This is a genomic window from Salipiger pallidus, assembly GCF_014643635.1.
In the GTDB taxonomy this organism is placed as follows: domain Bacteria; phylum Pseudomonadota; class Alphaproteobacteria; order Rhodobacterales; family Rhodobacteraceae; genus Salipiger; species Salipiger pallidus.
The window spans coordinates 859,481-872,211 of sequence record NZ_BMJV01000001.1; the positions used below are offsets into that span (position 1 = coordinate 859,481).

17 protein-coding genes are annotated in these 12,731 nt (G+C 65.2%); 1 reads left to right on the forward strand and 16 read right to left on the reverse strand.

All coding sequences use genetic code 11. From position 1 onward, the window contains the following. Positions 1–2: 2 nt before the first annotated feature. From IEX41_RS04200 to IEX41_RS04250, 11 genes are all read right to left on the reverse strand, one after another. Positions 3–668: an RcGTA-type gene transfer agent tail tape measure protein gene (locus IEX41_RS04200; RefSeq protein ID WP_188788944.1), complete on the reverse strand. Its 666-nt coding sequence runs from the start codon at positions 666–668 to the stop codon at positions 3–5. Continuing rightward, the gene (locus IEX41_RS04205; RefSeq protein ID WP_188788945.1) at positions 665–865 is read right to left on the reverse strand and encodes a rcc01693 family protein; all 201 of its coding nucleotides are present in this window, start codon (positions 863–865) and stop codon (positions 665–667) included. Before IEX41_RS04205 ends, IEX41_RS04200 begins: the two co-directional genes overlap by 4 nt. Continuing rightward, positions 865–1,185 carry a gene transfer agent family protein gene (locus IEX41_RS04210; RefSeq protein WP_188788946.1) on the reverse strand — a complete coding sequence of 107 codons (321 nt, stop codon included), beginning with the start codon at positions 1,183–1,185 and terminating at the stop codon, positions 865–867. The genes IEX41_RS04205 and IEX41_RS04210 overlap by 1 nt, the downstream gene beginning before the upstream one ends. A gap of 1 nt (position 1,186) precedes the next feature. Beyond that, a complete protein-coding gene (locus tag IEX41_RS04215; RefSeq protein ID WP_188788947.1) occupies positions 1,187–1,609 on the reverse strand; it encodes a phage major tail protein, TP901-1 family in 423 nt (140 codons plus the stop codon). 25 nt (positions 1,610–1,634) lie between these two features. After that, a complete protein-coding gene (locus IEX41_RS04220; protein WP_188788948.1) occupies positions 1,635–2,042 on the reverse strand; it encodes a DUF3168 domain-containing protein in 408 nt (135 codons plus the stop codon). Next, positions 2,039–2,377, reverse strand: coding sequence for a head-tail adaptor protein (locus IEX41_RS04225; protein WP_188788949.1), 339 nt, complete (start codon positions 2,375–2,377; stop codon positions 2,039–2,041). Before IEX41_RS04225 ends, IEX41_RS04220 begins: the two co-directional genes overlap by 4 nt. Further along, entirely contained in the window at positions 2,374–2,967 is a 594-nt protein-coding gene (locus IEX41_RS04230; protein WP_188788950.1) for a head-tail connector protein, read from the reverse strand. Before IEX41_RS04230 ends, IEX41_RS04225 begins: the two co-directional genes overlap by 4 nt. A gap of 132 nt (positions 2,968–3,099) precedes the next feature. Continuing rightward, entirely contained in the window at positions 3,100–4,284 is a 1,185-nt protein-coding gene (locus tag IEX41_RS04235; RefSeq protein WP_188788951.1) for a phage major capsid protein, read from the reverse strand. A 27-nt stretch (positions 4,285–4,311) separates the two neighbouring features. Further along, on the reverse strand, positions 4,312–4,854 hold the full coding sequence (locus IEX41_RS04240; RefSeq protein WP_188788952.1) for an HK97 family phage prohead protease: 543 nt from the start codon (positions 4,852–4,854) through the stop codon (positions 4,312–4,314). A gap of 32 nt (positions 4,855–4,886) precedes the next feature. Then, on the reverse strand, positions 4,887–5,120 hold the full coding sequence (locus tag IEX41_RS04245) for a GTA head formation protein, RCAP_rcc01685 family (RefSeq protein ID WP_188788953.1): 234 nt from the start codon (positions 5,118–5,120) through the stop codon (positions 4,887–4,889). Continuing rightward, positions 5,107–6,297 (reverse strand): phage portal protein, encoded by a 1,191-nt coding sequence (locus tag IEX41_RS04250; protein WP_188788954.1) that lies wholly within the window; start codon positions 6,295–6,297, stop codon positions 5,107–5,109. The genes IEX41_RS04245 and IEX41_RS04250 overlap by 14 nt, the downstream gene beginning before the upstream one ends. 248 nt (positions 6,298–6,545) lie before the next feature. On the opposite strand from IEX41_RS04250, the gene IEX41_RS04255 reads away from it, so the two are divergent. Beyond that, positions 6,546–7,028 carry a GNAT family N-acetyltransferase gene (locus tag IEX41_RS04255; protein WP_188788955.1) on the forward strand — a complete coding sequence of 161 codons (483 nt, stop codon included), beginning with the start codon at positions 6,546–6,548 and terminating at the stop codon, positions 7,026–7,028. 3 nt (positions 7,029–7,031) lie between these two features. Here the strand turns inward: IEX41_RS04255 and IEX41_RS04260 are convergent, their stop codons facing one another. The 5 genes from IEX41_RS04260 to IEX41_RS04280 form a co-directional block, all read right to left on the reverse strand. Then, positions 7,032–8,378 carry a DNA-packaging protein gene (locus tag IEX41_RS04260; protein ID WP_188788956.1) on the reverse strand — a complete coding sequence of 449 codons (1,347 nt, stop codon included), beginning with the start codon at positions 8,376–8,378 and terminating at the stop codon, positions 7,032–7,034. After that, the gene (locus tag IEX41_RS04265) at positions 8,314–8,655 is read right to left on the reverse strand and encodes a hypothetical protein (protein WP_188788957.1); all 342 of its coding nucleotides are present in this window, start codon (positions 8,653–8,655) and stop codon (positions 8,314–8,316) included. The genes IEX41_RS04260 and IEX41_RS04265 overlap by 65 nt, the downstream gene beginning before the upstream one ends. Before the next feature lie 382 nt (positions 8,656–9,037). After that, positions 9,038–10,459, reverse strand: a complete 1,422-nt coding sequence (locus tag IEX41_RS04270; RefSeq protein ID WP_188788958.1) for an NAD(P)(+) transhydrogenase (Re/Si-specific) subunit beta — start codon at positions 10,457–10,459, stop codon at positions 9,038–9,040. 13 nt (positions 10,460–10,472) lie between these two features. Next, a complete protein-coding gene (locus IEX41_RS04275; protein ID WP_188788959.1) occupies positions 10,473–12,047 on the reverse strand; it encodes a Re/Si-specific NAD(P)(+) transhydrogenase subunit alpha in 1,575 nt (524 codons plus the stop codon). Between the two features lie 152 nt (positions 12,048–12,199). Beyond that, positions 12,200–12,652 (reverse strand): methyltransferase family protein, encoded by a 453-nt coding sequence (locus IEX41_RS04280; protein ID WP_188788960.1) that lies wholly within the window; start codon positions 12,650–12,652, stop codon positions 12,200–12,202. Positions 12,653–12,731 lie beyond the last annotated feature (79 nt).

A 12,731-nucleotide genomic window follows, 5' to 3' on the forward strand; every position in this document is an offset into this window, starting at 1 on the left:
CCTCACCTGTTGCGTGCGCCCTGTCCCAGCGCGCGGCTCATCTGTGCCGCGATCTGGGACTGGCTGCGCCGGAAACCCTGTGCGTCGGGCGTGCTGATATTCATCACTACGGTGACTGGTCCGCCTCCGCCGCCTTGGCCGCGCACCCCGAGTTTGCCGTCAGGGCCACGGCTCAGCGGCATGATTGCCTCGGGGCCGGCCTCGCCCATAAGCCCGGTACCACCGCGCATGGGAAAGCTAACCGGACCGCTCACGACGCCGCCCGTGGCAAAGGGCATCACGCGCCCCTGACTGAACGAGCCGCCGTTCGCGAATGGCATCACCCCTCCGAACATTGCCCCGACCCCTTGCGTGACCATCCCAGCGAGATGCTGGGTGACCGGCTTCACCGCCGCCTTATAGGCTGCGTTCATCATCGTACGCGCCACCGTCTCAAGGGCATCAGACAGCTTCATGCCATCAAAGATCACGCCGTCGATTGCCCGGCCCAACCCCCGGCTGAGAGAGCGGTCCAGCTTTGTCACCCCCGATCCGGTGGCGGAAAATGTCTGGTTGATACGCCGCATCTCCGCGTCGAACCCCGCGGCCATCGCGGTGGCTGACCCAAGATTCTGCTCGAGCGCGGCCACCTCCCCGCCCAGCTCGTCAAACGTCTCGAAATCGGTCATGAACCATCTCCTTTCACCTCGTCAGGGTAGGCCGCCAGCAGCTCATCGAGCCGCGCGCGCCCCATGGGTATCTGGCCGCTTTCCTCACCCAGCATCAGCCGCAGCTCGACAGGGGTCAGGGCCCAGAACTCATCCGGCCGCAGCCCCAGCCCGCGAAATCCCGCGCGCATGAGCTTCGGCCAGTCGAAACCCTCCATCAGGTCTCTCCCGGCGTCATGAAGGCCCGGGCCAGCAGCTCAGCCGCGGCGCGGGCCGCACCCATGGGCCCGCCCTCGATCTCGGCGCTGAGAAGGTCTCGCGCGGTGCCGGTCCAACCGCCCCCGCGAAGGCCCGCCACGATCAGCGCAAGCACATCGCGGGTGCTGCACCCGCCGCTCTCGAACCTCTGAACCAGCTCGACGAGCGAGCCCTCCTGCAGCGATGCCTCGAGCTCGGCCAGCGCGCCCAGCGTCAGCTTCATGAGGTGGCGCTCACCGTCGATCACCAGCGCCACCTCGCCTCTCCACGGGTTGGTCATGTCAGCTCACCGGGACCGGCACGAAAGACAACGGACCTGCCGACGCCAGCGACACCTCATAGGTGGCCTCTCCATCGTGGCTACCAGCGTATTCGATCGACGTCACCTGGAAGGCACCGGTGACCGTGCCGAAGGCGGGGATGATGACTTGGAAGTCCGGGGTCTCGCCGTCGAAGAAGATCTGCCGGGCCCGTTCATCCGTGCCCGCATCCCTGAACACCCCCGAACCGGAGATGCTGGCCGACCGCACCCCGGCGCCGGCCAGCAGCTCGCGCCAGCCCCCCTGGGATTCAAGCGTCGTGACGTCGACGCTTTCGGCGTTGAAGCTGATGCGCGTGGCGCGCAAGCCAGCCATGGTTTCGAACTGACCGTCGCCGGTCAGATCCACCTTGATGAGAAGGTCCTTGCCGTTCTGGGCACCCATCTTGCTTGCTCCTTGAATAGAGGGGTCAATCGTCTTCGACGCGGGCGCGGAAGGTCATGTCGATCCGCCGCAGACCGCCACTTTCGCGCTTGGCCTTTGCCTTGAGGAAACGCAGGCTCACCAGTCGTCCCCGCTCCAGCACCGGGCCGGCACCGCTCAGCGCGTCGCAGGCGGCGGCGGCCACGGTCTTGGCGACCTGAAAGCCCGCCGCATCGGTGACCACCGCCACGTTGAAATCATGCCAGGCGCCAACGCCGGTTGCGTCCGAAGCATCCCGCACGGTTTCGGCGCCCAGCGTGACATAAAGCTCTGGCAGGGTGCCCTGTGGCAGCGCGTCGTAGATGTGCGCTCCGACAAGGGCCGACAACGCCGTGTCCTCCACGAGTGTCTGGTAGACGGCGCTCTGAAGCGCCGCGGTCATGGCATAGCTCATGCTGCAATCTCCTCACGGGTTTCGCAGGTCAGGTACATGCCGTCAGGCTCGCTCTCGGTGACCGCGAGGATGTGGTAGACTCGGCCCGCGGCGCGGAACCGCTGCCCCGGTACCGGACGGCTGTCGTCACCCACCGGCGCACCGCGCACGATGATGCGGAACATGTTGATGGCCAGCGGCCCGGTCTCACCGGTGCTTTCCCGGCCGGTCCGCGGGCGGATCTCGCCCCACAGCGTGCCAAGCACCGCCCAGCTGCGCATGTAGCCCCCCGCGCCATCCGGCGCATTCGACGGCGCCTCAAGCGATAGGCTTCGGTTGAGAATGGGTGTTTTCATGCGCCGAACCCCAGTCTCACGGCCCGGTAGCGGGCGATGAGGGAGGTCACGCCGAAGGGCATGCAGCCCTGTCCCAGCGCGGTTTCGTTGCGGTATTCGTAGTAATGCGCCGCCAGCAGCAGCACCGCCTGGCGCAGATCGCCGGGCAGGTCCGAAAAGCTGAGGCCGTAGCCGGCGATGAGCCGGACCTCCGCAGAGCCACCGTCGGGGATGCGGGGCAAGCCCCCACCGGTGGGGCGCAACGTAGGCACCTGCAGATCACGCTCAAGACGGTAGCGCCCGTCATCCACCGTCTCGGCGGCGCCGAAGCGGTCGATGATCGTGACCTGCACGATGCTTGTCACCGGGGCGACCGGAAGCACCGCCCGGGCGGGGTCGCGCCAGTCGTGCAGCGCCCACACAAAACCGCGCTCCATCAGGATCTTACCGGTGCGGGCCTCGATGGCTGCGATCGCCGCCGCTATGAACGAGACAAGGACAGGGTCTTGCACCTCGCTCTGGGAAAACCCGGTCCCGAGCCTCAGGTGGGTCTTCAGCTCGTCCACCGGAAGATCGGCGTCGGACAACTGGTTTTCTTCGATCAGCATCATGGTCTTTCTCCGCAATCCTCTCCCGACCTCGTCCCGGCGTCGGCGACCCCGGGGGCCCGGTCGGGCCACAGGACACGTTCGGCCGGCGTTCCATGGCGGGCGTCCGCGCCGCCCACCATGTTCGCATCAGGATCAGGCCTCCGCGCAGCGCAGCAGCTTGATGGCGGCAAAGTCGGTCACGTCGCCGCCCACGCGCTTGGTGGCGTAGAACAGCACATGCGGCTTGGCGCTGAACGGATCGCGCAGGACGCGCAGGTCAGGCCGCTCGGCGATGGTGTAGCCTGCGCCAAAATCACCGAAGGCGATCGGGAAAGTACCTGCGCCGATGTCGGGCATGTCCTCGGCGATCAGCACCGGGTATCCCAGCAGCCGCGCGGGCTCGCCGGCAGCAAAACCGTCGGACCACAGGTGGCGGCCATCTGCATCCTTGAGTTTGCGCAGCGCGCCCGCCGTCTTAGAGTTCATCACGAAGGCGCCCTTGGAGCGGTACTCGGCCCCCAGCGCATAGACGAGGTCGATGATCGCGTCGCCGTCCCCGACTGTGCCATCACTGCCGGTGGGGACGTACCCAAGGTTGCCCCAGGTCCAGACATCATTGTCGACGGTCGCGTGGTTCAGGAAACCGCGCGGCTTGTCGATGCCGTCACCGCTGACGAAGGCCGCTGCCTCGGCGCGGCTGAACTTGTCGGCGATGCGCCCGGCCAGCCACAGCTCGATATCGAAGGCGCTATCGTCCAGCAGCCGCTGCGAGGCTTTTGGCAGGGCCGACAGCTCGTGCAGCTTGATCGACACGCGGTCGATGGTGGGGGTGCCGGTCTCGGTCGACGAGGTCACCTCGTCCACCCAGCCCGCGCCGGTCTCGCCCTGGTCGATGAGCACGTCGTAGGACGTAGCCTCGACGCTCACCACCGATGCGATAGCGCGGATCGACGAGGTGCTGTCGAGCACCGACTTGACGGTTTCGGATGTCACCGGATCGACAAGGTAGCCGCCATCGCCCGCCACCGCGGTCGACATGGATTTGCCCTCGAGGACAAGGCCCCGCAGGCCGTCGTCGTCACCGGTGCGCAGGTAGGCGTCAAAGGCCCTCTGGTGAGGCACGAACACCTCGGCCGAGGTGGCAAGCGCCGGGCGGGAACGGGGGGTGGTCATCTTGGCGTCAAGCATGGTCAGTCGCTCTTCCTGTTTTTGAAGCTTCATCTGCAGGTCACCCCGCAGGGCCTTGATGTCCCCGACGAGTCCCGCGACAGCGGCGCTCACCCGGGCGGCCGGGGGCATATCTTCCCCGGTCCGAGAAACAGTCTCGGAGTTGGTCATGATCTCGATCCCGTTGTTGGTGGCGCGTCAGTGCCGCGCCAGGTCCAGACGCGCGCCCTCGAGCGCCTGCGCCAACTCGCGCAGCATGGAGGCATCAAGGCTTTCGCCCTTCGCAGCCACCCGCGCACTGGGAAGCATCGGGAAGGTCACCAGCGACACCTCCCAAAGCTCCAGTTCCGTAAGGAGCCTGCGCCCCTTTTCATCCTTTGCCGCCTTTACCGTGCGGTAACCGATGGACAGCCCGTCAATCGCACCTGCCGCAATCAGCGCGGCGGCCTCACGGCCCTTCTCGATGCAGTCGAGGATGCGGCCCCTGACATATAGACCCCGGTCGTCCTCACGCACCTCGTCCCAGATACCGATGGGCTGGGCCGGATCGTGCTGCCAGAGCATCTTGACCGCGCGGCCCTCACCAGCGAGCCGCTTCAGAGACAGCCCGTAGGCCCCCGCATAGACCACGTCTCCGCCCTGATCGCAGGCCCCGAACAGCGAGGCGTAGCCTTCAATCTTCGTGCCATCGGCCACCGTGATTTCCGTATCGAAGCGGCAGAACTTGTGTTCCAGATCCATTCCCGTTCCCTTTCCCGATTGTCCCGCGCGGCTCATGGCCCGACTGCCATTAGGCCCTGGAAGGCCTGCACGAGGATCGCCCCCGCAATTCCGTAGACAGCCAGCCACAGGCGCTTCTCCAGCCGCTCCAGCATCAGCTCAAGCCGGTCGAGCCGCGCGTTGAGCGCCTCCACATGCAGCCGACTGACCCGCTCATGCGCCTCCAACTTCAGCGCCGGAGCGCAGGCAAAGGGCTCGTATGGCAATTGGCGATCACTCACCGTCATCCTCCTGCGGCAGCTCGGGCAGCCCGAGCATCCGCCGCTTTTCCGCCGGGGTCAGGAAATCGGCCCCCGACACGCGGGACCATTGCGCATCGCGCTCCTGCGCCAGTGCCGGCACCTGGTCGAGGTCGGGCTTCAGCTCGATCACCTCGCCCAGATGCGACGACAGCCAGCGCCCCACCGCCGCGGTGACCCGAGAGGCCAGCGGCAGCACGGTCAGGCGATAGAACGCCCGATGCGCTTCCTGGTAGTTGGCGTAAGTGGCCTCCCCGGTGATCCCAAGCAGCATAGGCGGCACCCCGAAGGCCACGGCGATCTCGCGCGCGGCGGCTTCCTTGGTCTTCTGGAACTCCATGTCCGAAGGCGAGAACCCCATGGGTTTCCAGTCAAGACCGCCCTCCAGCAGCATCGGCCGCCCGGCATTGCGCGCGCCCTGATGCATAGTTTCCATCTCGTCTCGCAGGCGGGCGAACTGATCGTTGCTCATGGCGCCCTGCCCGTCCGCGCCGGTCCAGACAATCGCCCCCGAGGGGCGGGCGGCGTTGTCCAGAAGCCCCTTGGACCAGCGGCTTGCGCTGTTGTGCACGTCCACCGCCTGGGCGGCAGCCTGGATCGGCGACAGCCCGTAGTGATCGTCCTGCGGATGGAACGCCTTGACGTGGCAGATCGGCGAGACGCCTCCGGTGACGTCGAAGCGATGGCGGCGCCCGTCCACCATGTAATCATAGGCCGCCGGCCAGCCATCCGGCCCCGGAATGACCCGCATCCGGTCCGAGCGCAGCACATGCAGCTCGGCAGGCACCGACGTGCCTCCGCTGACCGCCTCGACATAGCCGTCGCCGGACAGCAACAGGTTGCCATAAAGCGCCTCGAACAGATCCGCCTTGCCCTGTCCGGAGTTCGGCGTGGTCACAAGCCTCAGCAGCGGATGCTGCGCATAGCGCTGCCGCTCGTCCTGAAGCACCAGCGGCAGAGCCGCCGCCGCCTCGGAGATCAGCTTCACCGCCCGAAAGCCCACCGGGTTGCCCGCAAAGCCCTGCCGGGTCAGCGAGCCGGTGTCGCGAGGGGTCCAGGCCACGCGCCCGGCGGAGGCGTAGGCCATCACCGGCCCGGTGGCCGAAGCCTTGGCTTCCAGCTCGAGAGCCTCGTCACGGCCTTTCCGCAGAAAATCGAATACCATCGCCTGACGCTCCTTCATCCGTTCCGGCCCGTGGGCCGCCTGACCCGCATCGCGTTCTAGAAGGACATTAGAACGTGTTGATTAAGAGCCTCTGCGGGCACCGCGCTGGTTGAGCGCAACAGCGTTAAAACGTTCAAGCGTAAAGCTGCTATGCGTTTGACGCTCTGGCGCGACAGGTTGATGACAGGTTAGGCTCTTCCATCGCCGCCCCGGCCGACAGACCGATTGACTGGAAACGACGGAATTTCATGAGCACTGCCACCCTCACAGCCACCCTTCGCCCGATGCTGCCCTCCGACGCCGATGCCGTCGCCGAAATCTTCCGCGAAGCGATCCTTGTCGGCACCGCCGCGGATTACACCGAAGAGCAGCGCATCGCTTGGGCCGGCCCCAAGCTCGATCCCGAGCGCTGGCGCGACCGCATCGGCATTTCTGTGGGTCTCATCGCAGAGCGTGACGGCAAGCCGGTAGGCTGCATGACGCTGATGGAGGGCAATCACCTCGACATGGCCTTCGTGCGCCCCGAGGCGACCGGCACCGGCGTCGGCGGGCAGTTGCTGGGCTCCCTCACCATGATCGCCCGCGCCGGGGGGGCACGGGCGATCACATCCGATGTCAGCATCACCGCGCGTCCGTTCTTCGAACGCTACGGCTTCAAGGTCGTAAAGGACCAGGTGCGCATCCGCCGCGGCGTCGAGCTGCCGAACTTTGCCATGCGCAAGGATCTCTGAATCTCAGATCACCCTCAGCCCGGGGCGCTTCCAGTTGCCCATGGGCGCGACCACCAGCTCGGTCAGCGCCCAGACCAGAGCATCCACGCGGTCGGGCGACCCCTGCCCTTCGTAGCCGGCAGCGGTCATCAGACCCATCTGCTCCTCCAGCGCCACGAAGACGCCGGCGTGCCCGATGCGGCCCTGCTCATACAGCGCCGCGACAGGTTCCGCCCGCGCCACCTTGCCGCGCGTGGCATGGACCTTGCGCAGCGGGATCTGCGGGGCGACCTGCCGCAGCACCGTCTCGACCATGGCGCCGCCCTGATTGACCTCAGCCACCACGCGGTCCGCCTGCCAACGCTCATAGGCATGCGCTGCCGCCTGCGCCCAGCCCGTGGGTGACACCCCCTGCACCGTCGCATCCTCGAGCACCCAGGCCCGCCACGCCTGGGGCGGCCCGTCGCAGACCACGCCCGCCACCACGATGCCGCAGGCGTTCGACGCCTTGCCCTCGCCCGCGGGCGGATCCACCGCCACCACGATGCGGTCAAACTCAGCGGGGGCCTTCAGCCCCTGCGCCCGCTCCATGAGTTCGGCTGTCCAGAGCGCGCCGTCCACGTCCGTCACGAGGATGCCGTCCAGCTCCTGTCGCGCCAGCCGCGAGTTGCCGTAGCGCGCACGCACTTCCTCAAGGAAACTATCGGCAAGGTTCGCACGGTTGGCTTCGGTCCTGGCACGGGTCACTACGGTGCTGTCCAGCTCCAGAAGCTCTTTCAGTATTCCGACATTTCGCGGGGTCGTCGTCACGCAGACCTGCGGATTCTCTCCCAGCCGCAGCGCAAATTGCAACATATCCCAAGTTTCGCGAGCCTTCTTCCACTTGGCCAGCTCATCGACCCACGCACCATCGAACTGCGGGCCGCGCAGCCCCTCGGGATCATGGGCCGAGAACACCATCGTCTCGGCTCCGTTGGGCCAGACAAGGCAGCGCCGCGTCGCCTGCCACTCGGGGCGGCGGTCGGGCGGAGAACACGCGATGATTCCGCTTTCGCCAAAGATCATCACCTCGCGCACTTGGTCCATGGTCTCGCCGATCAGCGCCACACGCCTGCATTGGCCCTTCGACAGAGGCATCGCGCCCTCGACTTGGGCGCGCACCCATTCGGCCCCGGCACGGGTCTTGCCAGCGCCGCGGCCCCCCATGATGACCCAGGACCGCCAGTCACGCTCGGGGGGCAACTGGTGCTCCATGGCCCAGAACTCGAACAGGTAGGGGAGCGCAAGGCACTCCCCCTCCGTCAACTCATCGAGGAAGCTCTCCCGCACCGCAGCACCGGCGGAGGCGAGCCATCCGGCACCCGATCTCATCGCGCGCGCGTTCGAGATCGAGGGCCCAGTCCCCGACGAGGCCTTTCTGCTTTCTCCTGACATTGGCGATCTGCGCCTCCGTTTCATGGCTGGCCCGCATCCAGTACCGCAGGTCCGCCATCAGCTTGCCCGTCTCCGTCTTCGAGACCGCGTCCCCGTCTTCGATCTGCGTCTTGATGCGCCGGATCTCGTCGCCGAGCTCTTTCAGAACGTCGACAATCTGCTCGCGCTCGTTTTCGAGTCGCGACATTTCCTCTTCCAGTTGGATAAGGATCATGCTCGATACCTTTCTTGCCTGTGGGTGGTCCGTTCGGTGGTGCAGGATCTTTTTCGGGTTTTTTGTATGTGAAGGCGTGGTCTTGCCTGTTCCACGCCGTCTGCCCTGTTCATCCAGCAGGGTTGCAAGCTACCAGAGCGGTGGCTCCTGTCAAAAATCAGCACCGCGCGCCATTATATAAACCCCTGTTATTTCACATTAATAAATGGTTATCGGCGCCGCGCGCGACCTCGTTTGACACTGTCTACGCAACACAAAAAGGGCGCGGCACCGATGTGGTGCCGCGCCCTTGGTTCTTTCTCCACAGGAAGACCGTGCGCATCTTCGGCGGTTCCCACGACCCCGGAACAAAAGCGCCCCGATCCCGCAGGAACCCGCCAGGTCAGTCGATGCGAGTCAGCAGATCTCCGACGGACGCCTTGGCATCGCCGTAGAACATGCGGGTGTTGTCCTTGTAGAATAGCGGGTTCTCGATGCCTGAGTAGCCCGTCCCCTGGCCGCGCTTGGACACGAAGACCTGCTTGGCCTTCCACACTTCGAGAACCGGCATCCCCGCGATGGGGCTGTTCGGATCTTCCTGTGCGGCAGGGTTCACGATGTCGTTCGAGCCGATGACGATCACCACGTCCGTTTCCGGGAAGTCGTCGTTGATCTCGTCCATCTCCAGCACGATGTCATAAGGCACCTTGGCCTCGGCCAGAAGCACGTTCATGTGCCCCGGCAGACGGCCCGCCACGGGGTGGATCGCAAAGCGAACCTCCTTGCCCTTGGCGCGCAGCTTGCGGGTCAGTTCCGCGACGTTCTGCTGTGCCTGCGCCACGGCCATGCCGTAGCCCGGAACGATGACGATGCTGTCCGCCTCGTCCAGAGCCGTGGACACGCCGTCCGCATCGATGGCAACCTGCTCACCTTCGACTTCCATCGCCGGGCCCGCCGAACCGCCGAAGCCGCCCAGGATTACCGAGATGAAGCTACGATTCATCGCCTTGCACATGATGTACGACAGGATCGCACCCGACGAGCCCACCAGTGCGCCAACCACGATCAGAAGATCGTTGCCAAGGCTGAAGCCGATGGCCGCCGCCGCCCAGCCGGAGTAGCTGTTGAGCATCGACACCACCACCGGCATGTCGGCGCCGCCGATGCCCATGATCAGGTGGTAGCCGATGAACAGCGCCGCCAGCGTCATGAGGAACAGCGGGAAGAAGCCGCCGGTGCTCATGTACCAGATCAGGCAGATGACCGAGATCACCGCCGCCCCGATGTTGAGCATGTGCCCGCCCGGCAGTTTCTTGGCCGCCGAGGTCACCTTGCCGGCCAGCTTGCCATAGGCAACGACCGACCCGGTGAAGGTGATGGCCCCGATAAGGATGCCAAGGAACAGCTCGACCGACAGGATGCCCAATTCGACACCGTCCTTGTGGGCGACCAGCTCGGCAAAGGCACCGTGATAGTCGGCACCGCTGGTGACGGCCTTCATGGTGAAATGAGCGTTGTAGCCGACGAAGACCGCCGCGAGACCCACCAGCGAGTGCATGGCGGCAACCAGCTGCGGCATCTCGGTCATCTCGACCTTCTTGGCGACATACATGCCGATGGCACCGCCCGCCACGATCAGGATGATCGACAGCCACCAAAGGCCCGCACCGGGGCCGATGAGCGTTGCGAACACCGCCAGCGCCATGCCGACGATGCCGTACCATACGGCACGCTTGGCGCTTTCCTGCCCCGAAAGGCCACCCAGCGACAGGATGAACAGAACGGCTGCGACCACATAGGCCGCCGTCGTGAATCCGAATTCCATGATCTCTGCCCCCTTACGACTTCTGGAACATGGCGAGCATGCGCCGTGTCACGAGGAAGCCCCCGAAGATGTTGATGCCAGTCATGAACACCGACAGTGCCGCCAGCAAGATCACGATCCACGAACCCGAGCCGATCTGCATGAGCGCACCCAGGATGATGATCGACGAGATCGCGTTGGTGACCGCCATCAGCGGCGTGTGCAGGCTGTGGCTGACGTTCCAGATCACCTGGAAGCCCACGAAGACCGACAGCACGAAGACGATGAAGTGCTGCATGAAGCTTGCGGGCGCGATAAGGCCCACGCCCAGCAGCAGCACGGCACCGATGCCCAGCAGCGTGACCTGCTGCTTGGTCTGCGCCTTGAACGCGGCAACCTCGTTTGCGCGCTTTTCCTCGGGCGTCAGCTCGGGGGCCTTCTCCTTCGGTTTCTGCGCGGCGATCGCCTTGGTCTTGGGCGGCGGCGGCGGGAAGGTGATCTCGCCCTGGTAGGCGACGGTGGCCCCACGGATCACGTCGTCGTCCATGTTGTGCACGACCTTGCCGTCCTTCTCGGGCGTCAGGTCGGCCATCATGTGACGGATGTTGGTGGCGTACAGCGTCGAGGACTGCGTGGCCATGCGGCTCGGGAAATCGGTGTAACCCACTATGGTCACGCCGTTTTCCGTCACGATCTTCTCGTCCGCCACGGTCAGCTTGCAGTTGCCGCCCTTTTCGGCGGCAAGGTCGATGATCACCGACCCGCGCTTCATCGAGGCAACCATGTCCTCGGTCCACAGCTCGGGCGCCTCGCGGTTGGGGATCAGCGCCGTGGTGATGACGATGTCCATTTCCGGGGCCAACTCACGGAACTTGGCCAGCTGCGCCTCGCGGAATTCCGGCGAGGACACCGAAGCGTAACCACCCGACCCAGAACCGTCCGCCTGCTCTTCCTCGAAGTCGAGGTAGACGAACTCGGCGCCCATGCTCTCGACCTGCTCGGCCACTTCGGGCCGCACGTCGAAGGCATAGGTGATCGCGCCCAGCGAGGTGGACGTGCCGATGGCCGCGAGGCCCGCAACACCTGCGCCCACGACAAGCACCTTGGCAGGCGGCACTTTACCGGCCGCCGTCACCTGACCGGTGAAGAAGCGGCCGAAGTTGTTGCCCGCCTCGATCACCGCGCGGTAGCCGGCGATGTTGGCCATCGACGACAGCGCGTCCATCTTCTGGGCGCGGGAAATCCGCGGCACCATTTCCATGGCGATGACGTTGCCGCCCTTTTCCTTCGCCAGTTCGAGCCCTTCGGCGTTGCCGCCGGGGTTGAAGAAGGTGATGAGCGTCTTTTCCGGGGTCATGTGCCCCAGCTCGGCGTCGGTCGGAATGCGCACCTTGGCGATGATGTCCGACTGCGCCCAAAGCGCGGCTGCATCCGCAACCACGGTCACCCCGGCTTCTTCATAGGCGGCGTCCGCGAAGCCAGCCTTCTTGCCGGCTCCCGTTTCGACCAGGCACTCATAGCCCAGTTTCTGAAGCTGCTTGGCAGAATCCGGTGTCATCGCGACCCGGTTCTCGCCTGCCGCCAACTCCATTGGCGTCCCTATCTTCACGTCTCTCGTCCCCCTTGTTTCCGAGGCGTTTCAATTCCTTGCGGCTTGGCCGCCATACACGAACCCGTGTACAGGGCCGCGACGCGGGTCACAACGTTGCCGCATCGCATAAAGGCCATTACCGCAGTGCATACAGGTAAACGGCCCTGATATCAAAGCCACCTACGCGTTTGTTGCGAGTAGCGATCGAACTGCGCAAGAAACTTTCGCCGCAGTGCAGCTTCTTCTTTCTCGATGAACCGCTTCTCCACAACCCATACAAAGATCGGAACCAGCACCAGCGACGGCACCGCATCCCAGTAGAGGATGAATCCCGCAAGGATCATGCCATCCCCCAGATAGATCGGATTTCGCGAAATCCCGAAAATTCCGTCCGTTACCAGGTGGTCGGCGTCCTGGTGCGGCATGAAGGTCGTACGCCTGCGCCGCATCTGCACCATCGACAAAAGCACCATTAACAGCCCGCCTCCGACCAGCAGCCCACCCAGCAGGTCCGCCCAGATCGGGCCGAAGCTCAGGCCCATGGGGTGGTAAGAGGCTTGCCACCACGCGGCGCACAGAAAACCCGCCAGCCACACCGGCGGTATGTCGATCAGTTGTCTCATGGTCTCCCCGCCTTCTGCGGCTCGGCCAACCTTTTCGCGCCTCCCCCGGCTCTGCAACAGCGGAATCGAAGGCTTGGCG